The organism is Nocardioides sp. Z30_9 (assembly GCF_058215735.1).
This window is the reverse complement of sequence record NZ_JBZAJF010000002.1, coordinates 356,746-377,242: the sequence shown is the minus strand read 5'-3', so window position 1 is coordinate 377,242 and position 20,497 is coordinate 356,746. Positions and strand designations below refer to the sequence as shown.

Annotated in this window: 19 protein-coding genes; 3 read left to right on the top strand and 16 right to left on the bottom strand. The window is 72.2% G+C overall.

Annotated features, from left to right (window positions below; all coding sequences use genetic code 11):
* Positions 1-31 precede the first annotated feature (31 nt).
* From AC4BGB_RS12520 to AC4BGB_RS12490, 7 genes are all read right to left on the bottom strand, one after another.
* Complete coding sequence (locus AC4BGB_RS12520) at positions 32-1,078, bottom strand: hypothetical protein (protein ID WP_490547200.1); 1,047 nt, start codon at positions 1,076-1,078, stop codon at positions 32-34.
* Positions 1,079-1,151: 73 nt separating this feature from the next.
* Positions 1,152-2,144 (bottom strand): glycine betaine ABC transporter substrate-binding protein, encoded by a 993-nt coding sequence (locus tag AC4BGB_RS12515; RefSeq protein ID WP_490547199.1) that lies wholly within the window; start codon positions 2,142-2,144, stop codon positions 1,152-1,154.
* Between the two features lie 3 nt (positions 2,145-2,147).
* Positions 2,148-2,993 (bottom strand): ABC transporter permease, encoded by an 846-nt coding sequence (locus AC4BGB_RS12510; RefSeq protein ID WP_490547198.1) that lies wholly within the window; start codon positions 2,991-2,993, stop codon positions 2,148-2,150.
* Positions 2,990-4,183, bottom strand: coding sequence for an ABC transporter ATP-binding protein (locus AC4BGB_RS12505; protein ID WP_490547197.1), 1,194 nt, complete (start codon positions 4,181-4,183; stop codon positions 2,990-2,992). Before AC4BGB_RS12505 ends, AC4BGB_RS12510 begins: the two co-directional genes overlap by 4 nt.
* A 1-nt stretch (position 4,184) precedes the next feature.
* Positions 4,185-4,826 (bottom strand): ABC transporter permease, encoded by a 642-nt coding sequence (locus AC4BGB_RS12500; protein ID WP_490547196.1) that lies wholly within the window; start codon positions 4,824-4,826, stop codon positions 4,185-4,187.
* A gap of 169 nt (positions 4,827-4,995) precedes the next feature.
* A complete protein-coding gene (locus AC4BGB_RS12495; protein WP_490547194.1) occupies positions 4,996-6,291 on the bottom strand; it encodes an MFS transporter in 1,296 nt (431 codons plus the stop codon).
* Positions 6,288-7,616, bottom strand: coding sequence for a GH1 family beta-glucosidase (locus tag AC4BGB_RS12490; protein WP_490547193.1), 1,329 nt, complete (start codon positions 7,614-7,616; stop codon positions 6,288-6,290). Before AC4BGB_RS12490 ends, AC4BGB_RS12495 begins: the two co-directional genes overlap by 4 nt.
* A 114-nt stretch (positions 7,617-7,730) precedes the next feature.
* Between AC4BGB_RS12490 and AC4BGB_RS12485 the strand changes: the two genes are divergently transcribed.
* Positions 7,731-8,426 (top strand): pirin family protein, encoded by a 696-nt coding sequence (locus tag AC4BGB_RS12485; protein ID WP_490547192.1) that lies wholly within the window; start codon positions 7,731-7,733, stop codon positions 8,424-8,426.
* On the opposite strand, the gene AC4BGB_RS12480 is transcribed toward AC4BGB_RS12485, so the two are convergent.
* On the bottom strand, positions 8,401-9,987 hold the full coding sequence (locus tag AC4BGB_RS12480; RefSeq protein WP_490547191.1) for an FAD-binding oxidoreductase: 1,587 nt from the start codon (positions 9,985-9,987) through the stop codon (positions 8,401-8,403). The two genes, AC4BGB_RS12485 and AC4BGB_RS12480, sit on opposite strands and share 26 nt — an antisense overlap.
* Before the next feature lie 17 nt (positions 9,988-10,004).
* Between AC4BGB_RS12480 and AC4BGB_RS12475 the strand changes: the two genes are divergently transcribed.
* Together AC4BGB_RS12475 and AC4BGB_RS12470 are read left to right on the top strand one after the other, a co-directional pair.
* Positions 10,005-10,619 carry a TetR/AcrR family transcriptional regulator gene (locus AC4BGB_RS12475; protein ID WP_490547190.1) on the top strand — a complete coding sequence of 205 codons (615 nt, stop codon included), beginning with the start codon at positions 10,005-10,007 and terminating at the stop codon, positions 10,617-10,619.
* Entirely contained in the window at positions 10,616-12,208 is a 1,593-nt protein-coding gene (locus tag AC4BGB_RS12470) for a glycerol-3-phosphate dehydrogenase/oxidase (protein WP_490547189.1), read from the top strand. The genes AC4BGB_RS12475 and AC4BGB_RS12470 overlap by 4 nt, the downstream gene beginning before the upstream one ends.
* A gap of 67 nt (positions 12,209-12,275) precedes the next feature.
* Here AC4BGB_RS12470 and AC4BGB_RS12465 read toward each other — a convergent pair whose 3' ends face one another.
* The 8 genes from AC4BGB_RS12465 to AC4BGB_RS12430 all read right to left on the bottom strand — a co-directional run bounded on the left by AC4BGB_RS12465 (position 12,276) and on the right by AC4BGB_RS12430 (position 20,461).
* Positions 12,276-13,535: an NAD(P)/FAD-dependent oxidoreductase gene (locus AC4BGB_RS12465; protein WP_490547188.1), complete on the bottom strand. Its 1,260-nt coding sequence runs from the start codon at positions 13,533-13,535 to the stop codon at positions 12,276-12,278.
* A gap of 112 nt (positions 13,536-13,647) precedes the next feature.
* Complete coding sequence (locus AC4BGB_RS12460) at positions 13,648-14,553, bottom strand: alpha/beta hydrolase fold domain-containing protein (protein WP_490547187.1); 906 nt, start codon at positions 14,551-14,553, stop codon at positions 13,648-13,650.
* Positions 14,554-14,562: 9 nt separating this feature from the next.
* Positions 14,563-15,426 carry an oxygenase MpaB family protein gene (locus AC4BGB_RS12455; protein WP_490547186.1) on the bottom strand — a complete coding sequence of 288 codons (864 nt, stop codon included), beginning with the start codon at positions 15,424-15,426 and terminating at the stop codon, positions 14,563-14,565.
* On the bottom strand, positions 15,426-17,303 hold the full coding sequence (locus AC4BGB_RS12450; protein ID WP_490548437.1) for a penicillin-binding transpeptidase domain-containing protein: 1,878 nt from the start codon (positions 17,301-17,303) through the stop codon (positions 15,426-15,428). The genes AC4BGB_RS12455 and AC4BGB_RS12450 overlap by 1 nt, the downstream gene beginning before the upstream one ends.
* A gap of 114 nt (positions 17,304-17,417) precedes the next feature.
* Positions 17,418-17,591, bottom strand: a complete 174-nt coding sequence (locus AC4BGB_RS12445; protein WP_490547185.1) for a CsbD family protein — start codon at positions 17,589-17,591, stop codon at positions 17,418-17,420.
* Positions 17,592-17,751: 160 nt separating this feature from the next.
* Positions 17,752-18,453 carry an ANTAR domain-containing response regulator gene (locus AC4BGB_RS12440; RefSeq protein ID WP_490547183.1) on the bottom strand — a complete coding sequence of 234 codons (702 nt, stop codon included), beginning with the start codon at positions 18,451-18,453 and terminating at the stop codon, positions 17,752-17,754.
* A 122-nt stretch (positions 18,454-18,575) separates the two neighbouring features.
* On the bottom strand, positions 18,576-19,703 hold the full coding sequence (locus AC4BGB_RS12435) for an ABC transporter ATP-binding protein (RefSeq protein WP_490547182.1): 1,128 nt from the start codon (positions 19,701-19,703) through the stop codon (positions 18,576-18,578).
* A complete protein-coding gene (locus tag AC4BGB_RS12430; RefSeq protein ID WP_490547180.1) occupies positions 19,700-20,461 on the bottom strand; it encodes an ABC transporter permease in 762 nt (253 codons plus the stop codon). The genes AC4BGB_RS12435 and AC4BGB_RS12430 overlap by 4 nt, the downstream gene beginning before the upstream one ends.
* Positions 20,462-20,497 lie beyond the last annotated feature (36 nt).

Genomic DNA, 20,497 nt, shown 5'->3' with positions numbered 1-20,497 from the left:
GAGCCCCGTGCCCGAGCCCAGTGCCCGGCGCTCAGTCGACCGTGCGCGCCCGCAGCCGGTAGCCGGCGAACGAGGCGAGCAGGAGGGTGATCCCGGTGACCAGGACGCCCCCGATCACCCCGACCGAGCCGTCGGTCCAGTCCGAGACCGCCTCGGGCACGACCACCGTCACCGAGAGGACGGCACCGGCGAGGTAGGGCCAGGCGACCCGGGCGAGGTAGATCGCGATCCCGATCACCGCGACGAGCAGCGTCAGCAGGTAGCCGGGCCAGGAGTAGGTGCCCTCGATCACCAGCATCTGCGCCCCGCAGAACGCGGTCGCGACACCGGCCGCGCGGGCCACGGTCAGCTCGCGGAACCGGCCGAGCTCGGTCAGCGCCAGCCAGCCGCCGGCAAGCAGGTAGAGCGCCACCGCCGAGACGACGCCCTCGTTCCGGTCGATCGCGCCGACGAGGTTCAGCACCACCGTCACCACCCCGGCGAGCATCCCGAGCAGGCCGAGCGCGGTGGGAGCGATCCGGTAGCCGACTGCAGCGACGAGGACACCGACCAGCCCTCCTGCGACGGCCGGCCAGTAGATGTCCGGGCTGAGGCCGTCGCCGGTCTCGAGGAGGTCGTCGACGACCACGCCCACCAGGAAGGCAGCGGTGAGCGCGGCACCGCTCAGCAGGGTCCCGGCCAGCCGACGCCGGGAGTCGTCGCCCTGGTGGCGTATGCCGCCCTGCCCGCCGGCCCGGGAGGCGACGAGGCCGGCGATGCCGAGCACGACCGCGACCACCGCGAGCATCGTGACCCGGGCACCGAACCCGAGGTCCCACCACGCCTCGGCGACGAAGAGTCCACCGGCAGCGAGGACGAGCGCGCCACCGAGGTAGGCGACCACCTCGACGAGCTGCGGCAGGCCCTGACGTCCAGGTGCCTGACGTCCAGGTGCCTGGGAGGGCGCCTCCGAACCCGGCTCCCGCAGGGCGCCGTACACGACGCCGATGGCGTCCTCGCGCGCCGCCGGTGCGAGCAGGTCACGCGCGATCAGGGCGTCGACGACGCGGTCGGGGGAGGGAGCCACCGGTGGGGTCATGGCGCAATGGTGCCGCCCCCAGAGCCTGGGGGGATGAGCATTCCTACTCATTTCCCGTCACGTCCGCGGAAGGCTACTCGTCGGTGACGAAGCCTTCCTTCTTCAGCCAGTCGAACGCGACCTCGGCGGGAACCTCGCCGTCGACGTCGACCTTGGCGTTCAGCTCCAGCAGCACCTCGTTCGTCAGCTTCTCGCTCACCGGCGCGACGAGCTCCTGCAGCTGCGGGTACTTGCGGTCGACGGCCTCGGTGAGCACGAGCGAGACGTTGTACTTGGGGAAGAAGTTCCGGTCGTCCTCGAGCACCTTCAGGTTCAGGGCCAGGATCCGCCCGTCGGTGGTGAACACCTCGCCGAAGTTGCACGCCCCCTTGGCAGTGGCGTCGTAGATCGCCCCGGTCTGGAAGGTCTTCAGGTTGTCCTCCGGCACGCCGCGCGGGCTGTTCAGCGGGACGCCGTACTTCTCGAGCATGCCCTTGAGGCCGTCGGGGCGGTTGATCAGCTCGGACTCCACGCAGAAGGTGCGGTCCTTGACCGGCACCTTCCTCATCTCGGAGAGCTTGGTGATCTTGTACTTGTCGGCCACCTTCTTGGTGACCGCGAAGCCGTAGGTGTTGTTCATCGGCGCCGGCTGGAGCCAGACGAGCTTGTTGGCCTTCAGGTCCTCGTCGCGGACGGCTTCGTACTGCCCCTTCTCGTCGGGGATGGGCTTGTCGTGGCCGAGGTAGGTGATCCAGCCGGTGCCGGTGTACTCCCACATCGTCTGGACCAAGCCGTCGATCATCGCCTGCCGGGCGGCCGCGCTGCCGGGGATGTTGGTCAGGTCGGTGACGTTGGCGCCGGCCGACTGCATCAAGATGATCGCCATCTTGCCGAGCAGGACGTTCTCGGTGAAGTTCTTCGAGCCGACCGAGATCGAGGCTCCGTCGAGCCGCTTCACGTCCTTGAGGGGACCGGCGAGCTTCCCGGTCGGGACGAACCCGCCGGCCGTGGGCAGGCTGCACGCCGCGAGCAGGGCGCACATCGTCACGGCGAGCAGCATGGCGAGGATCCCGCGGGAGCGGCGCATCGCTCAGACCCCCTTCGGCCGGACGACGAGCTCCAGGACGCGCCCGACCCACTCGATCAGCAGCGCGAGCAGCGCCACCAGGACGGCACCCCAGACGATCACCGGGTAGCGCAGCAGCGAGATGCCGGCCTGCAGGGTGCCGCCGAGGCCACCGCCGTTGATGAACGTGGCCAGCGTGGCGGTGCCGACGAGCAGCACGAGCGCGGTGCGGATGCCGGACATGATCACCGGCAGGGCCAGCGGGAGCTCGACCCGGAACAGCACGGCCGTGGCCGACATGCCCATGCCCCGCCCGGCCTCGACCAGGGTCGGCTCCACGCCCTGGAGCCCGACGATCGTGTTGCGCAGCACCGGCAGCACCGCGTAGATCGTGAGCACGATGACCGCGGTGCGGAAGCCGAAGTCGATCCACATCGCGAACAGCACGATCAGGCCCACCGAGGGCGCCGCCTGACCGGCGTTGGCGAACCCGACGATCAGCGGGGCCAGGCGCCTTGCCCTGCCCCGGGTCAGCAGCACCCCGAGCGGTACGGCGATCACGATCACGAAGAACGCCGAGACGAACGTGAGCCGCACGTGCTCCCAGATCTGGCGCCAGATCGTCGGCCAGGCCAGCGAGCTCTCCACGACCGAGTCCATCGTGGCGGTCGCGTGCCAGATCGCATAGGCGGCGAAGCCACCCACCACGATGGCCGGGATCGCGAACAGCACGATCAGCGTCTCGGCGTCGAGGCCGCCGCGCAGCCGCCCGCGCTTCTTCCCCCCGGCCGGGACCTGCGTGGCCCCGGTGCCTCCGGCGCCGGGGTCGGCGGCGGTCTCGGTGGCGCGTTCGGGGGCGGACGAGGTCACGACTGCGCCCCGTCGTCGTGCGTGGCCGCTTCGCTCTTCTCCTGCTGGGCGTGGATGTACCCGGTCACCGCGGCGAAGTCGACGACGCCGAGGTAGCGGCCCCGGTCGCCGGTGACCACGGCTCCCCCGTGGCTGCTGGTGAGCATCGTGTCCATCGCGTCGTTGAGGGTCGCGCGGTGGTCGAGCTCGATCAGCTCGGTCTGGCCGGCGTGGATCGTCTCGCCCACGAGGCGGCGTACCCACGGCCACGCGATCGGGCGCCCGTTGCGGTCCAGCACCACCACGGCCCGGTCGCCGGCGGCCTGGGCCCGGCGCCGGACCTCCACGGTGCTCTCGCCGATCGTCGCCGTGGTGGGGTTGTGCAGCTCGACGTCGGAGATCCGGGCGAGGCTGAGCAGCTTGAGCGAGGACCCGGCGCCGACGAAGTCCTCGACGAACTCGTTCGCAGGCGAGGCCAGGATGACGTCGGGGGTGTCGTACTGCGCGACCCGCGCCCCCTCCTGGAGGATCAGGATCCGGTCGCCGAGCTTGATCGCCTCGTCGATGTCGTGGGTGACGCACACGATGGTCTTGCGGACCTCGCGCTGGATCGAGAGCAGCTCGTCCTGGAGCCGCTGGCGGGTGATCGGGTCGACGGCCCCGAAGGGCTCGTCCATCAACAGCACCGGCGGGTCCGCGGCGAGCCCGCGGGCAACGCCGACGCGCTGCTGCTGGCCACCGGAGAGCTCACGGGGGTAGCGGTCGCGGTACTTCGCCGGGTCCAGGCCGACGAGGTCGAGCATCTCGTCGACCCGCTCGGTGATCCGGGCGCCGTCCCAGCCGAGCATCCCCGGGACGATCGCGATGTTCTTGGCCACGGTCATGTGCGGGAACAGGCTGCCGCCCTGGATGACGTAGCCGATGTGGCGGCGCAGATCGTCGACGCTGCTGTGCCGGATGTCTTCGCCGCCGATCTCGATCGTGCCCGAGGTGGGTTCGATCAGCCGGTTGATCATCTTCAGCGAGGTCGTCTTGCCGCAGCCCGAGGGGCCGACGAACATCACGATCTCGCCCGCGGGGATGACCAGGCTGAGCCCGTCGACCGCCGGGACGGGTTGGCCGGCGTACTTCTTGGTGACGCCGTCGAGCCGGATCTCGGCGCCGCTGATCTCGGGGGTGGAGCCCTCGGTGCGCGTGTCGGTGGCAGTCATGTCAGACCCGGATTCCCTTCGAGGTGGTCGCTCGGCCGAGCAGCAGGAGCAGGAGGTCGAAGACCAGCGCGATGATCACCACGCCGACCGTCGCGCTGAGCGCGTAGTTGACGCCGTTCTTGCCACCGGCCTGCTGGAGCCCGATGAAGATCCAGGAGCCGAAGCCCGGACCGAGGATGTACGCCGCGATGGCGGCCACCCCCATGGACATCTGCGTGGACACGCGGACCCCGGCGAGGATGACGGGCCACGCCAGCGGCAGGCGTACGGCGAACAGCGACCTCGTCTCGCTCATCCCCATGCCGCGCGCCGACTCGAGGAGGTCGCGGCTGACGCCCTGGAGCCCCACGACGGAGTTCCGCAGCACCGGGAAGATCGCGTAGAAGGTGACCGCGAACAGCGAGGGCCAGAAGCCGAGGCCGAGGATCGGCAGCAGCAGCCCGACCAGCGCGAAGGACGGGATCGTCAGGCCGATCGAGCTGATCGCGTTCGCGACGGGGTCCAGCTTCGGCACCTTGGTGACGCCGACGGCCACCGCGATCCCGATGACGGTCGCCAGCAGCACCGCGACGGCGACGAGCAGCGCGTGGCCCCACGCCAGTGTGAAGACCTGGGCCCAGCGTTCATCAAGGAATTCCCTCACGAGATGCGCTCCGCACTCGCGGCCGATCCCAGCAGCCACGTCTCGGGTAGGTCAAGCCTTGCTCATCGGTCCAACCACGTCGACCCTGTCAGGGCTTTTTTGGGCAGGTCGTCCGATTGGCACCCCCTGTCCGGGTGGCGGGGGCCCCGGGCCGGCGGCACGCGGCGGGTCAGCGCAGCGACCTGATGTTCACCACGAGCACCGAGCCGAGGACGCTGACCGCTGCGGCGAGGACGTAGAGGGAGGAGTACCCCAGGCCGAGGCCCAGGACCGCGGCGGCGACGACCGGCGCGAGCACCTGGGGCAGCGCGTTGGCGATGTTGATGACGCCGAGGTCCTTGGCCCGGTCGCCGGCCGAGGGCAGCACCTCGGTGATCATCGCGAAGTCGACCGCGGTGTAGATGCCGAACCCGATGCCCAGGATGAGCGCGCCCACCAGGGCGGCGGTCCACGTCGTCGCGAACGCGAGCAGCAGCAGCGCGCAGGCAGCGACCAGGCCGGCAGCGATCACGAAGACCTTGCGCCGCCCGAGGCGGTCCGACCAGATCCCGCCCGCGACGGCGGTGAGCAGGGTGCAGGCGCCGTACGCCGCGGTGAGCACGAAGACCTTGTCCTCGGCCTCGTCGGTGCTGAGCCCGATGGCGTCCTTGAGGTAGTAGAGCATGTAGAGGATCACCAGCGCGTTGCCCAGGTTCATCAGGAACCGGGTGATCCAGGCCCAGGCGAAGTCGGGGTGCTGACGCGGGGAGATCCAGAACGAGCGCAGGAACGTGCCGAGCACGAACGGCTCACGTGCCGCCGGGTCCAGCGCGATGTCGCGGCTGTCGAGGCAGTACGGCAGCGCGAGCACGACGAGCACGCCCGCCGTCGCGAGGTAGCCCGCGGCGATGCTGCCGGTCGCGGCCGCGATCCCGGAGCCGCCCACCACGCCGAGGGTCTGGGCGATCGCGAGCCACCCGCCGACGGCCCCGCGGGTGCGGCTGGGCACCTGGTCGGGGACGGTCGCGGTGATTGCGGCCAGCATCGCGTTCAGCGACGCCTGGGCCAGCGCCCAGCCGAGCACCATCACCAGCACCGAGCCCGCCGCGGAGAGCACCACCATCGCGACCACGCCGCCGGCCAGGCCGCCGAGCACCCACGGGATCCGGCGCCCGATCCGGAGCACGGTCCGGTCGGAGAACGCCCCCCAGAGCGGGTTGAGGATCGTGGAGACCGCTGCGCCGACGCCGGTGACCAGCGAGAGCGTGGCCTCCTTGTGCTCGGGGTTGAGCACCTCGGCCTGCTGGGCGAGCAGCACCTGGATCGGGCCGAAGAACCCCGACCACACCCCGATGCTGATCATCGCGAGCCACAGCACCCATACCTTGCTGACCGGGCGGACCGGGTCCCCCAGCGCGGCGAGGTCGACCCCCTGCGGAGGTCCGCCGACGGCGCTGCTCACCGGACCGCTCACCGGGTCGCTCACCGGCCGCCCTCCCGGGTGGAGCGGATCAGGTCGGCGTACCAGTGGAAGGAGCGCTTCGGCGTACGCACCAGGGTGTCGTAGTCGACGTGCACCAGGCCGAAGCGCTGCCGGTAGCCCTCGGCCCACTCGAAGTTGTCGAGCAGCGACCAGCAGTAGTAGCCGCGGACGTCGGCGCCGTCGGTGATCGCGTCCGCGACGGCACCGAGGTGCCCGGCCAGGTAGTCGATGCGCGGCTGGTCGTCGACCACACCGTCCTCGTCGGGGCCCATGCCGTAGGAGCACCCGTTCTCGGTGACGTGGATCGGCGGGAGGTCGGGGTAGCGCTCGCGCAGCTGGGCGATGACGGCGCGCAGGCCCTCCGGCACGACCGGCCAGCCGAAGTCGGTGAGCGGGTAGCCGTGGATCTCCTCCTGCACGAACGGGATCTCCGCGCCCTCCTCGGCCGCGGAGATCAGCGAGGGGTTGTAGTAGTTGAGCCCGTAGAAGTCGAGCGGTGCCGCGATCGTCTCCAGGTCGCCGGGGCGCACCGGCATCAGCTCGGCGAAGCCGTCCGGGTAGGCGCCCAGCAGCATCGGCCCCGCGAAGATCCGGTTGTAGAGGGAGTCGTAGAGGTCGGCCGCCTCCACGTCCCCGGGCGAGGTGGTGGCCGGGCTCACGGTGGTGTGGTTGTTCGCCGTACCGACCTGGCGGGCGACGTTGGCGCGCAGCGCCGCCACGCCGAGCCCGTGCGCGAGGTTGACGTGGTGGGCCACCGGCAGCGCGCCGAAGCCGAGGGCCTTGCCGGGCGCGTGCTCGCCGTTGCCGTGCCCGAGCAGGGTCACCACGTTGGGCTCGTTGACCGGCACCCACTTGCCGACCCGGTCGCCGAGACGGGCCGCGCACACGGCGGCGTACTCCGCGAACCGCTCGGCGGTCTCCCGCACCTCCCAGCCGCCCCCGTCTTGCAGCGCCTGCGGCAGGTCCCAGTGGTAGAGCGTCGCCATCGGCTCGATCCCGGCCGCGACCAGCTCATCGACGAGCCGGTCGTAGAAGTCGAGCCCGGCGGCGTTCACCGCGCCCCGGCCCTGCGGCTGTACCCGCGGCCAGGAGATCGAGAACCGGTAGGCGTCGGTGCCGAGCTCCCGCATCAGGGCGACGTCCTCGGCGTACCGGTGGTAGTGGTCGCAGGCCACCTTCCCGTCACTGCCGTCGTGGATCCGCCCAGGCTCGGCGGCGAAGGTGTCCCAGATGCTCAGCCCCTTCCCGTCCTCGTCCCACGCCCCCTCGATCTGGTACGACGCGGTGCTGGTCCCGAACACGAAGTCACTCGGAAGGTTCACTGCCATGGGTGGGAGTAAACAAGTGATCCGCCGAGCCGGATAGTCCCGATCGTTCGGCAGGCCCGAGGCCGGACTTGACCGGCGAAACGACCGGGACCATCCGTGCGGGAGAATGGCACGGTGATCGAGTACCGGCCGGCAGGCGGGAGGGCGCGCACCGTCGCGGACGGGCGTACGACGTGGCACTCGTTCTCGTTCGGGGCGCACTACGACCCCGCGAACGTGGGGTTCGAGGCACTGGTCGCGCACAACGACGAGCTGCTGCCGTCCGGCACGGGGTATCCCGACCACCCGCACTCCGACCTCGAGATCGTCACCTGGGTGATCAGCGGGGCGCTGCGGCACACCTCGACGGTCGGCTCCGGGGTGATCGGCCCCGGTCAGGTGCAGCGCCTCTCCGCCGGCAGCGGGGTGGTGCACTCCGAGGTCGCGGACGGTCCCGAGGAGACCCGGTTCCTGCAGGCGTGGGTGCGTCCCGACGAGCCGGGCCGGCAGCCGAGCTACCTCTGCGAGGAGGTCGACGTCGACGGCGGTTGGACCTGCGTGGCGGACGGCGACGCCGGCGACGGCGTGCCGATCTCGTCGCGCGGCACGTCCCTGTACGCCTCCGGCCTCGCCACCGGTGAGCGCCTCGCCCTGCCCTGGGCCCCGCGGCTGCACCTGTTCGTGGCGCGCGGGCGGATCCTGCTCGGCGAGCGCCAGCTCGAGCCGGGCGACGCCGCGCGGCTGCACGAGGAGGGCGGTCGCCTGGTCACCGCCGAGGACGACACCGAGCTCGTCGTGTGGGCGTTCAGGGGATCAGCACACCGGGGTTGAGCACACCCGCAGGATCGAGCTCGGCCTTGAGCGCGCGCAGCATGCGTACGCCGACCGGCCCGATCTCGCGGGCCAGCCACGGCTTGTGGTCCTGGCCGACGGCGTGGTGGTGGGTGATCGAGGCGCCGTTGTCGATCATCGCGTCACTGGCGGCCGCCTTCGCCGCGGCCCACTGCGCGATCGGGTCCACGGCCTGCCGGGTGGCGACGGTGAAGTAGAGGGAGGCGCCGGTCTCGTAGACGTGCGAGACGTGGCACAGCACCAGCGTGCCGGGTCCGAGCGACCCGGTCAGGGCGGCCGAGACGGCGGCGTACACCTGGTGCAGCCGGGACCAGAACGTCACCGTCTCCAGGGTCTCCACGAGCACGCCGACGTCGAGAAGCGAGTCGCGCAGGTAGGGACCGTGGAACCGGCCCTCCGCCCATCCCTCGTCCTCGCCCAGGGAGGTGCCGCCAAGGCCGGAGAGCACCGCGCTCACGGCGACCCGCCTCGCGGCGACGTCGGCCTCGCTGCCCTCGTAGCCGGTCACCATCAGGCAGCCACCCGAGGAGGCCGACCCGACCTCGGCCGGCTTGGCGAGGTTGACCGAGGTCTCGGCCTCGTCGGAGAGCCGCAGCACCGTGGGGAGCAGGCCGGGCGCGGTGAAGGTCTGGGCGAGCGTGCGCATCGCGTTCGCGCCGGCGACGAAGGAGTCCCAGCGCCAGGTCTCGTAGACCTTGACGGCCGGCACCCGGCGTACGCGCACGGTCACCGCGGTGACCACACCGAACGCCCCCTCGGACCCGAGGACGACCTCGCGCAGGTCGGGCCCCGCGGCGTTCGCAGGCGAGCTGCCCAGCACGAGCTCGCCCCGCGGCGTGGCGACCCGGAGCCCGAGGACGACGGAGTCGAAGCGGCCGTATCCGGCCGAGGACTGCCCCGAGGAGCGGGTGGCGGCGAACCCGCCGATCGAGGCGTACTCGAAGCTCTGCGGGAAATGCCCCAGGGTCAGGCCGTGCTCGGCGAGGAGCGCCTCGGCCTGCGGCCCGCGCAGGCCCGGCTCCAGGATGGCGGTCATCGACTCGGTGTCGACCGCGAGCAGCCGGTCGAGGCGGCCCAGGTCGAGGGAGACCACCCCGGCGAAGCCGTCGCGCTCCGCGACCAGCCCGCCGACCACCGAGGTCCCGCCGCCGAAGGGCACCAGCGCGACGTAGCGTTCCTCGGCCCAGGTGATCACGGCCGCCACCTCGTCGTGATTGCCCGGCCGCACGACCGCGTCCGGGGAGTCCGAGCCGTCCCCGGCGCGCAGCCGGAGCAGGTCGGTGGTCGACTTCCCGCGGGTGTGGTGCAGCCGCGTGTCGTGGTCGGTCAGGACGTGCTCGGAGCCCACGATCGCGACCAGGTCCTCGACCAGCTGGTCGCCCAGCGCCGCGGAGAGGCGGACCGAGCCGGGGTCCACCGAGGGGGCCTCGCTGGTCCCGACGAACGCGTCGACGAGCTCGAAGGCGTTCGCCGAGAGTGGTCCGGCCTGGGCCGGGTCGCCCCAGCGCGACCAGTGCATCTCCGGGGATGTGGGGCTCATGTGTTACATTGTGACACATGACGTCTATTCGTCACAATCAGTCGGACGAGGTCTACCTCGACGCTGCCCGCGAGGCGATCCTCGCCGTCGGCTGGAGCCGGACCACGCTGACCGACATCGCCCGCCGCGCGGGGGTCAGCCGGATGACCCTCTACCGGCGCTGGCCCGACACCCAGACCCTGCTCGCCGACCTGATGACCCGCGAGCTGGGCGCCGTCGTGGGGGCGGCCCCCGGCCTCGCCCCGCCCGAAGAACAGGCGGAAGGGCGCACGCCGGGATCCATCGCCGACGGCGTGGTGGCCACCGTGCGCCGGCTCCGGACCAACCCGCTGCTGCGCCGGATCATCGACGTCGACCCCGAGCTGCTGCTGCCCTACCTGCTCGACCGCCGTGGCCGCACCCAGGACCAGATCGCGACCGCGGTCGCCGAGGTCATCCGCGAGGGCCAGGCCGCGGGCTCGGTCCGGGCCGGGGCCGCCGACACCATGGCCCGCTCGCTGCTCCTCGCCTGCCACGGGTTCGTGCTCTCCGCCCACACCATGGCCGACGGCGTCGCGCCCTCGCGGGACGCCGACCTCACCGGCCTCGACGACGAGCTGGCGCGCCTCGTGGAGCGGTACCTCGCGCCGTGAGCGGGTCTCGACAGTCTCGACCGACGGGGGACGCTCGACCGACCACGACCCCGACCCCGTCGCCGGGAAGGATCCAGGTCGGGCTGGACGGGATCCCGAAGAGCACCGACGTGCTGGTGATCGGGCTCGGGATCACCGGCGCCGGGGTCGCCCTGGACGCGGCCTCCCGTGGGCTCGACGTGGTAGCGGTCGACGCCCACGACGTCGGGTTCGGCACCAGCCGGTGGAGCTCCAAGCTGGTGCACGGCGGCCTGCGCTACCTCGCCCGGGGGCAGCTCGACGTGGCCCGGGAGAGCGCGGTCGAGCGCGGCATCCTGATGCAGACCACCGCTCCCCACCTCGTGCACGCCCTGCCGATGCTGATGCCGCTCACCCCTGAGGTCGGCCGCGTCCAGGCCGGGCTGGCCCGCAGCGGCATCCGGGCGGGGGACCTGCTGCGCCTGGCCGCCCGCACCCGCCGCGAGACGCTGCCCTGCCCACGGCGCATCGGCGTCACCGAGACGCTGACGCTGGCCCCCGTCGTACGCCGGGAAGGCCTGCGTGGGGCGATCCTGAGCTGGGACGGCCAGCTCGAGGACGACGTCCGCCTCGTGCTGGCGGTGGCCCGCACCGCCGCCACCCAGGGCGCCCACCTGCACACCGGGGTCCGGGTCAGCGAGGCCCTCGGCGAGGGGGCCATGCTCACCGATTCCACCACCGGGGCGTCGCGCTGGATCAACGCCCGCGCGGTCATCAACGCGACCGGGGTCTGGGCCGGCCAGCTGGTCCCGGAGATCCGGCTGCGCCCCAGCCGCGGCACCCACCTCGTGCTGCGCAAGGAGACCCTCCCCGGGGTCCGGTGCGCGGTGATGGCTCCGGTGCCGGGAGCGAGCAACAGGTTCGTGTTCGCCCTGCCCCAGCCCGACCAGACCTTCTACGTCGGCCTGACCGACGAGGAGGTCGACGGCGAGGTCCCCGACGTCCCGGTCGCCCCCGAGGAGGACGTCGCGTTCCTGCTCTCCGTGATCAACCGCGTCCTGCAGAGCGACGTACGCCGCGACCAGGTCGTCGGGACGTACGCCGGACTGCGGCCCCTGCTCGACACGGGCACCACCACCGCCGACCTGTCGCGCCGGCACGCGGTGCTCGTCTCCAGCAGCGGAGTGGTCACCGTGGTCGGCGGGAAGCTGACCACCTACCGCCGGATGGCGCAGGACGCCGTCGACCGGGCCGTGGAGACCTCGCACCTCACGGCCGGCCCCTGCCGGACCCGGACGCTTCCGCTGGTCGGGGCCGCCTCCCGCGACCGGCTCGCGGCGCTGGACGCCCCGGCCCGTCTGGTGCGGCGGTTCGGCACGGAGGCGCGGGCCGTGCTCGCCGAAGCCGTCGCCGTCACGGGGCTGGGCACCGACGAGCTGCTCGCCCCGGTCGCGCCGGGCCTGGCCGTCACGCTCGCCGAGCTGGTCTTCGCGGTCACCCACGAGGGGGCCAGGACCGTCGAGGACCTCCTCGACCGGCGTACGCGGGTCGGCCTGGTTCCCGAGGACCGCGACCTGGCCCGGCCCGCCGCCGAGCGCGCGCTCGAGCTCGCCGCCGCTGTCAGGCTCTAGGACCGGCCCGGACCCAGACCCAGACCCCGGCTCAGGGCTTGGCCCCGGCCCCGGCCCCGGCCCCGGCTCAGGGCTTGGCCGTCTGGCCCAGCTCCTCGAGGACGGCCGCCGCCGCGCGGCGGCCCGAGCGCATCGCACCCGGGATCCCGGGGAGCTCCCGGTGGTCCCCGCACACGAACACTCCGTCACCGAGGTCGACCTCGCGGCGCAGGATGAGCGGCGGGCGCACCGCCGGCACCGCCGCCGACCTGACGTGCCGGGCGACCAGGCCCCAGGACCCTGCGTTCGTGTGGAAGATCTGGCCCAGCTGGGCTCGCACCGCCGCCTCGGTCTCGGTGCCGGCGTCGCTCCCGGGCATGGCGACCGAGCTGGCTGCCACGAGGTGCCTGCCCGAGGGGGCGTAGCGCGAGGCGATGTTGGAGACCACGACCGCGTGCGAGACCGGGCCCGCGGAGGGACCGATCGGGTTCACGAACGGGATCTTCATCGTGGTGGGCGGGACCTCCGTGGAGAACCACCAGGTGGAGGTGCCCCGCATCATCGGGGCGCCGAGACCGAGCATCGAGGAGGCGCTGACCGGATCCGTCGCCACCACGACGGCACGGGCCTGCACCTCGCCGCCGTCGGTGAGCACGCGCACCCCGCTGCCGGCGTTGCGCTTCACGCCGAGGACGTCCACCCCGTGGTCCACCGGCTGCTCGAGGGCGAGCGCAAGCTGGTTGGGCAGCGCCTGCATCCCCAGCGCGGGCAGGGCGGGGGTCCCGGTGGACAGCTCCTGCATGCTCAGCATCGTGAACTGGTAGGAGGTGCGCAGGTCCTCGTCGGCCAGGACGAGGCGGAAGAACGGCCGCAGCACCTCCTCGCGGAGCCGGCCCGAGATCCGGTGCCGGTCCAGCGACTCCTCCAGCGTCATGTCGGCCCCGGCGAGCAGCCGGTCGGTGCCCCGACGCATCGGGTCGCTCCACCGCAGCAGCCGGGCGATGTCCTGCGGTGCCCCGAGCCCGGACCTGATCGCGGCGATCAGAGCGGTCTGCGAGCCCTGCAGCACCCGGTATCCATCGGGGTGGGCGAGCACCATGCCCCGCTCGATCGGGCGGGGGTTGAGGGCCGCGACGTCGACGCTGTTGCGCAGGTCCGGGTGGGTGACGTTGAGCCACTGCAGGCCGCGGTCGCAGCGGAAACCGTCGACGATGTCGGTGCCGACGCGCCCCCCGACCCGGGCCGAGCGCTCCAGGACGCGCACGGACAGACCGGACTCCTCCAACGCCCGCGCGCAGGTGAGCCCGGAAACTCCCGAGCCGATCACGGCCACGTCGGTGGCGTCCATTGCTGCGAAGTATCACCCTGGCCCGCATTCCATACAGAAACGGACAATCCATGGTCTGGACCAGATAACGGCTGCCGGGATCGACACTCCGCAAGTGCTTGCGCTCGGCCCCTCAGCCGTGCCTGCAGAACTCGATCACCGACTCCAGGGCCTCGCGGGCCTCCGGGATCGGCAGCAGCGGGTAGACGTGGATCAGGTCGGGCGCCACGACGTACTCCAGCTCCCAGTCCGACTCCTGCGCGCGCTCGAACAGCGCGTCGCAGCCGGGCTGCAGCAGGTCGCGGGTGCCGCACAGCATCAGCGCCGGGGGCAGCCCGGCGAGGTCGCCGAGCCCGGGGCTGACCCGCGGGTCGGCGAGCCGGCCGGGCTCGGTGCCGCCCGCCCAGAAGGAGGCGTAGACCGACAGGTGCGGATAGGACAGCCACGGATCGCGGTCGGCGGCCTCCCGGGTCCCGGGGGTGGTGCCGGTCAGGTCGACCCAGGGAGCGATCAGCACCAACCGGTCGGGCTGGGGACCGCCGCGGTCGCGCAGCGCCTGAGCCAACGCGAGTGCGTAGCCGCCCCCGGCGGAGTCCCCCACCAACGTGACGCCCTGCGGCGAGGTCGCCGCGAGGTCGTCGAACAGCGCCACCATCGCGTCGAAGGAGTCCTCGACGGTGAACTCCGGCGCGAGCGGGTAGGCGGGCAGCACGCCTCTCGCGCCGAGGGCGTCGGACAACCGGGCGAGGAACCGCCAGTGCTGGGGGCTGGAGGGGCGCACGTAGGCCCCTCCGTGCAGATGGAGCACGGTGCGGCCGGGCAGCTCGGCCCCGGCCCTCCAGATCGTGTGCGCCGGGAAGCCGTGGACGTTGCTGATCGAGAGCTGGTGGGTGCGACGTACGTCGCGCGGCGGGCCCTGCACGATCGTGCGGTTGTGCTCGGTCATCGCCGTACGCATCGCCGGCAGGTCGTCGGGCGAGAGGTTGCGCCGCAGCAGCGGCACCACTCGGGTCACGACGGCGTGCTGGAGGCTGGGCATGCGCCGAGACTAGTGATCCGAGGCGGGGAACGTCCCGAGGTGGGCGATGTCGTAGCCCGCGGGGTAGGTGCGGAAGTAGCCGTACTCGCTGACCCACTTCGGCTTCGAGCGGGCCGGGAACAGCCGCAGCAGCCGCGCCCGCACCGCCATCGCGCCGCGGAAGAAACCCCGCTCGATCCGCCCCGGGACCGGGTAGCGGAACGCGCGCAGCAGCGGCTCGTCCATCAGCGAGTAGGCGAACCGCTTCACCACCCACTTGGGGGCGTACTTGTTGGGCGCGAACGTGGTCATCAGGTCCAGGGTGGAGTCGGCCACCCGGCGGCCGCCCGGGTCGAAGGCGAAGTGCTCGCGCTCGTAGTCGTCGAGGAGCTTCTCGAAGCCGGCGAAGTCGGCGGGCATGTCCTTGATCGCCATGTGCCGGCCGAGCTCGATGTAGTAGTTGGTCACGGCGGCGACCTCGTTGGGGCTCAGCGACCGGAACCCGAAGTCGTCGATCCAGCGCTTGGGCACCACGACGAAGGTGGCGAGCACGTAGCGGAAGTCGTCGTTGCTGATGTCGTACATCGCGTGCATCTGGTTGATCCGGCGTACGGCGGAGCGCCCGCGGGTGCTGTCGAGGCCGTGCCGCTGCACCTCCTCGAGCAGCAGCCCGGTGTCGTCGTACCTCTTCTGGACCTGGCCGGTGAACTCCTGGGTCTGGTCGAGGAGACGCCCGATCGAGGGGACCGCGTAGGTGCGGAAGAGCGCGAACGAGAGCGCCTGCAGGTTGTCCCACGGGAAGTCGTAGGCCGACACGTGCAGGCTGATCTCGTGGCTGTCGGCCACGGGGTCGAGCTGTTCACTGCGTCGGACCCAGTGGTTGCGAGGCTGCATCAGCGCACCCTAGCGAGGAACTGGCGCAGGACGGGGCCGGCGGAACCCGATCCGGACTCGCCGCGCTCGACGAAGACCGCGACGGCCAGGTCGTCGCGGCCGGCGACCATCCACGCGTGGGTCGGCAGCGGCGGCTTCTCGCCGAACTCGGCCGTCCCGGTCTTGGCGATCACCCGGCCGCCGGGGAGGCCCTTGAGGAGGGCGCCGCTCCCGCGCTCGACCACCCCGGCCATCAGCGACTGCAGCTGGTCGGCCTCGGCCGCGGTGAGCGGCTGGGCGGGTTCCTTCTCGTCCGCCTCGTGCTCGGGCAGCAGGGTCGGTACGACGGCTGAACCCTTGACCACCGAGGCGGTGACGGCGGACATCGCCATCGGCGAGGCGAGCACGGAGCCCTGCCCGATCAGGCTGGCCGCCGCCTGGGTCTCGCTCCCAGCCCGGCCGACCTTGCCGAAGAACGACGGGAAGCCGGTGTCCTGGTCCACGCCCAGGCCCAGGGCGGCGGCCGCCTGCGCGAGCTCGTCGTCGCCGACCTGGTCGCGCTGGCCGATGAAGGCGGTGTTGCAGGAGTTGGCGAACGCCTCCGCCAGGGTGATCCGGCCCAGGGCAGAGGAGGGGTAGTCGTCGTAGTTCTTGAAGGTCTTGCCGTCCACGACCGTGGTGGCGGGACAGTCGACCTGCGAGGTCGGCGTCAGGCCCGAGCGGAGCAGGGCGAGCGCGGTGACGATCTTGAACGTCGAGCCGGGTGCGTACTGGCCGACGGTGGCGGTGTTGTAGCCCTGGGAGCCGGGTCCGCTCGCCACGGCGACGAGCTCCCCGGTGGAGGGCCGGATCGCGACCAGGGCGCTGGCCGGGCCGACGCCGGCGAGCGCGTCCTGCGCGGCCCGCTGGGCGGAGAGGTCGAGGGTGGTCCGCAGCGGCTGCCCGGCCACCGGCGGGGCGGTGAACAGGGTGCGTCGTACGCCCTGGGGCGCCACGGCCGCGACGGTGGTGCCGCGGGTACCGAACAGCTGCTCGTCGTAGCGCAGCTGCAGGCCGGAGATGCCGACCTCGTCGCCGGCCTTGATCCGCCCGTCGCTGTCCTCGACCAGCTCCGCGGTGGCGCTGCCGACGCTGCCGAGCAGGGCGGAGGCGAAGTCCTTGGTGGGGGCGAGCGGCAGCCGGTCGGAGATCGCCCGGGCGCCGGGGATGTCCTCGAGCCCCAGCAGCATCCCGCGGGGCGCCTGCTCGCGGCGGTAGACGATCGCCTGGACGAAGGCCTTGGGCCCGGCGGCCGCGACCTGCTTGAGGTACGGCGGAGCGGCGATGTCGACGAGCCCCGCCAGGGTCTCGGCCGAGCGCTCGGCCTGGGCCGGGGAGATCCGGGTCTTGTCGATCCCCACCCGGAGCACGGGCCGTGGGGCCACCACGGGCTTGTCGCCGGCGCCGAGGATGTTGCCACGCTGGGGCTTGACCGACGTCTGGTCCAGCACCTCGTTGGCCTCGAGCGACGGCTCCACGATCCTGGGGCTCCAGCGCACCAGCCAGGCCTTGCCGTCGTCGGTCTCGGCACGGGCGAGCGCGACCTCGGTGTCGTAGGACCAGGTCTTCGCCCCGACCTTCCAGCGCCACTTCAGCGTGCCGGTGGCTGTGTCGCTCTCGTCGCCGTCCCCCGTGCCTTCGGTGACCTCGCCCGCGGAGACCTCGGGACGGCCGAGCCCCGCGGTCACGGTCTTGTACGCCTTGGCGGCGGCGTCGTCGTCCCCGGTGAAGTCGATCTTGGCGACGTCGCCCGCCGAGAGCGCCGTGGCCAGGTCCCCCATCGTCTCCTCGGGGTCCGGGCCGGTGCCGGGGAGGCTGCAGGCACTGAGCACCAGCAGCAGGAAGCCCCCGCCGGCCATGGCTTTCACGGATCTACGCGATGCAAAGGGACACATGCGGTCGATCCGACCATGCTCAGCGGGGGCTGCCAAGTCGCCACGGGCCTGTCTCGGCCCCGTGGCGTTGCTGGGGGCTCAGCCCTTGAAGGCGTCCTTGACGTTCTCGCCGGCCTGCTTGAGCGAGGACTTGCTCTGGTCGGCCTTGCCCTCGGTCTCCATGGAGTCGTCGCCGGTCGCCTTGCCCGCGGTCTCCTTGACCTTGCCCTTGATGTCCTCGGCCTTGTGTGCGGCCTTGTCTTCAGTAGCCATGTCTCGGCACTCCTCGTCTGATCGGGGTGAACGGGCGTGCGACGGACGCAAGGCCCCGAGAAGTGTCAGTGAGAGGCACCGATGCGTACGCCGCACAGTCGCGGCGGGCCCGAAGCTGGACCCACCGGCCCTTCATGTACCCGCTCCGCAGGCCGGCTAATCACTTGCGGTGGTGGGCGATGACCTGGTTGGCGACCTGGGCGAGCTTGATGTTCATCTCCTGGGACACCTTGGAGAGCATCTCGAAGGCCTGGTCGTCGTCGATGTTGTGCGTGGCCATCATCAGGCCGATCGCCTTGCCGATCTCGCGGTTGCTCTGCAGCCCGCGGCGCAGGGTGCTGGCCTCCTCGCCCCGGTCGAGGGCGGCGAACGCCACCGACGCGAACGCCGTGAGCATGACCGCCTGGTCGAGCGAGCGCTGGTTCAGGGCGTCCACGTTGTCGCTGAAGATGTTCAGCGCGCCCACCTTCTGCCCGTCCTGACGGATCCGGAACCCACCCATGCCCTTGACCTCGGTCCCAGCAAGGATCCGGGCCGCCAGCTCGGGCCAGGGGCTGCTCAGCGTCAGGTCCGGGCACAGGTGCTGGTCGGGCATGTCCTCGTCGAGGACGTCGATGCAGGGTCCCTGGTCGAGCGCCTTCTCCAGCTCGTCGATGGCACGGGCCACCTCGTCCGACGCGGCCCCGGTGACGTGGCGCCCGTGGCGGCGGAGCATGATCGAGGCGTGGTCACAGCCGTCGATGAGCTCGACGGCGCTGTGGCAGAGCGTCTCGTAGATGGACTCGTAGGACTGACCCGAGTAGATGACCTCGGCCAACGAGCTGAACGTGGTCGTCAACTCGGGCAGGAAAGGCGTGGTCATGTGGGCATCCCCTTGGTTAGCAGAGATCGTTCCCGCTCGCTTGAGACCGACTAACGAGGCATCTTGTCACGACAGTGGCCGGTGACGCCCGTTCTGGGCGTGAGCGCTCTCTCACAGCGCGATTACAGCAGGCTCCCAGCGCCCGGGCCAGTCTTCGGGCCACTCTGCGGGGCCGTCTCCCGATAGGCCTCCGCCTCGGTCGCCTTCGCCGAGAGCCACAGCTCGGTGCCCACGTCGAGCCCGAGCTCGGCGACGGCCGCGGCGGTCACGTCGACGAGCACCGAGGGTTCGCCGAGGACCCGCACCCGGACCCGGTCCGCGAGCAGCTCGAGGTCCGAGACGGTCCCCTGCCAGACGTTGCGGGTGCTGGTGTGCTCGGGCCGCTGGGTGTGCACCGTGACCGCGCTCGGGCGCAGCGAGACCAGCACACGTCCCCCCGGGGCGTCGGTCGAGACGGCGAAGCGGCCGCCCTCGTCGAGCCGCACGGTGCCGTCGTCCGGGTCGAGGACGCCCGTCCACAGGTTCAGGCCGACCAGCCGGGCGACGTACGACGAGGCCGGGCGGCGGGCCACCTCGGCCGGGGGCCCCTGCTGGAGGACGCCGCCGCCCTCGACGACGAGCAGCCGGTCGGCCAGCACCATCGCCTCGAGGGGGTCGTGGGTGACCAGCACCACCGGGCCGGCGAACTCGGCCAGGTGCGCGCGCAGGAACGCCCGCACCTCGATCCGGGCCCCCGCGTCCAGCGCGGACATCGGCTCGTCGAGCAGCAGCACCTCGGGGTCCCGGGCCAGGGCGCGGGCCAGCGCGACCCGCTGGGCCTGGCCACCCGAGAGCTGGTGCGGCCGGCGCGAGGCCAGGGCGCCGAGCTCGAGCCGGTCGAGCCAGTCGGTGGCCTGCTCCCTGGCGGCGGCGCGGGCGACCCCGCGCGACCTGGCCGCGAACGCCACGTTGTCGCGCACGTCGAGGTGGGGGAAGAGCCGGTGGTCCTGGAAGACCATCCCCGTGGCTCGCTGCTCGACCGGCAGGAACCGCCCGGGCCGCTGCCAGGCCGTGCCGGCCACCGTGACCGACCCGCTGCTGAGCTCCTCGAGCCCGGCGATGGCGCGGAGCAGGGTCGACTTGCCGGCGCCGTTGGGCCCCAGGACGGCGAGCACCTCCCCCGGTCCCACGGAGAAGTCCACCGCGAGCTCGAAGGAGCCCCGGCGTACGGCACCGTCGAAGTGCAGCCCCTGGGCCGACGGCTCGCTCACCCGGCACCGCCCGCGCCGAACCAGCGGCCCCGCAGCGCGAACAGCACCGCCACGGAGACCGCCAGCAGGACCAGGGACAGCGCGAGGGCCGCGTCCGGGTCGGTCTCCATCGCCAGGTAGACCTTGAGCGGCATCGTCTGGGTCACCCCGGGCAGGTTCCCGGCGAAGGTGACCGTGGCCCCGAACTCCCCCAGCGCCCGGGCCCAGCAGAGCACCGCACCCGCGACCAGCGCCGGCCGGATCAGCGGCAGGGTGACCCGCCAGAACACGGTGAGCCGCCCGGCTCCGAGGGTGGCCGCGGCCTCGTCGTACCCCTGGTCCGCCGTCCGCAGCGCCCCCTCGACCGCGACCACGAGGAACGGCATCGCCACGAAGGTCTCGGCGATCACCACAGCGGCGGTGGTGAACGGGATCGTGATGCCGAACCACTGGTCGAGGTGCTGGCCCACGATCCCGTTGCGGCCCAGGACGAGCAGCAGGGCGACCCCGCCCACGACCGGCGGCAGCACCAGCGGCAGGGTGACCAGCGCCCGCAGCAGGCGGATGCCCGGCACCGTGGACCGAGCCAGGACCCAGGCCAGCGGCACGCCCAGCACCAGCGAGATCGCGGTCGCGAGCGTCGCCGAGAGCAGCGAGAGCCACAGGGCGTCGACCACCTCGGGCGTGACCAGGATCCTGCCGAGACCGCTCCACGGAGCGCGCAGCAGCAACCCGAGCAGGGGTACGACGAGCAGCAGCGCGCCGGCCAGGGCGGGCACGGCCAGTGGCCACGGAGGACGCCGGGCGCCGGTCCT

Excerpts from the sequence above, each read along its gene's own strand:
- AC4BGB_RS12450 (WP_490548437.1), bottom strand. The coding sequence starts at position 17,303 with ATGGCCGGCGGGGGCTTCCTGCTGCTGGTGCTCAGTGCCTGCAGCCTC.
- AC4BGB_RS12445 (WP_490547185.1), bottom strand. The coding sequence starts at position 17,591 with ATGGCTACTGAAGACAAGGCCGCACACAAGGCCGAGGACATCAAGGGC.
- AC4BGB_RS12475 (WP_490547190.1), top strand. The coding sequence starts at position 10,005 with ATGACGTCTATTCGTCACAATCAGTCGGACGAGGTCTACCTCGACGCT.
- AC4BGB_RS12465 (WP_490547188.1), bottom strand. The coding sequence starts at position 13,535 with ATGGACGCCACCGACGTGGCCGTGATCGGCTCGGGAGTTTCCGGGCTC.
- AC4BGB_RS12460 (WP_490547187.1), bottom strand. The coding sequence starts at position 14,553 with ATGCCCAGCCTCCAGCACGCCGTCGTGACCCGAGTGGTGCCGCTGCTG.
- AC4BGB_RS12490 (WP_490547193.1), bottom strand. The coding sequence starts at position 7,616 with ATGGCAGTGAACCTTCCGAGTGACTTCGTGTTCGGGACCAGCACCGCG.
- AC4BGB_RS12440 (WP_490547183.1), bottom strand. The coding sequence starts at position 18,453 with ATGACCACGCCTTTCCTGCCCGAGTTGACGACCACGTTCAGCTCGTTG.
- AC4BGB_RS12520 (WP_490547200.1), bottom strand. The coding sequence starts at position 1,078 with ATGACCCCACCGGTGGCTCCCTCCCCCGACCGCGTCGTCGACGCCCTG.
- AC4BGB_RS12480 (WP_490547191.1), bottom strand. The coding sequence starts at position 9,987 with ATGAGCCCCACATCCCCGGAGATGCACTGGTCGCGCTGGGGCGACCCG.
- AC4BGB_RS12455 (WP_490547186.1), bottom strand. The coding sequence starts at position 15,426 with ATGCAGCCTCGCAACCACTGGGTCCGACGCAGTGAACAGCTCGACCCC.
- AC4BGB_RS12505 (WP_490547197.1), bottom strand. The coding sequence starts at position 4,183 with ATGACTGCCACCGACACGCGCACCGAGGGCTCCACCCCCGAGATCAGC.
- AC4BGB_RS12515 (WP_490547199.1), bottom strand. The coding sequence starts at position 2,144 with ATGCGCCGCTCCCGCGGGATCCTCGCCATGCTGCTCGCCGTGACGATG.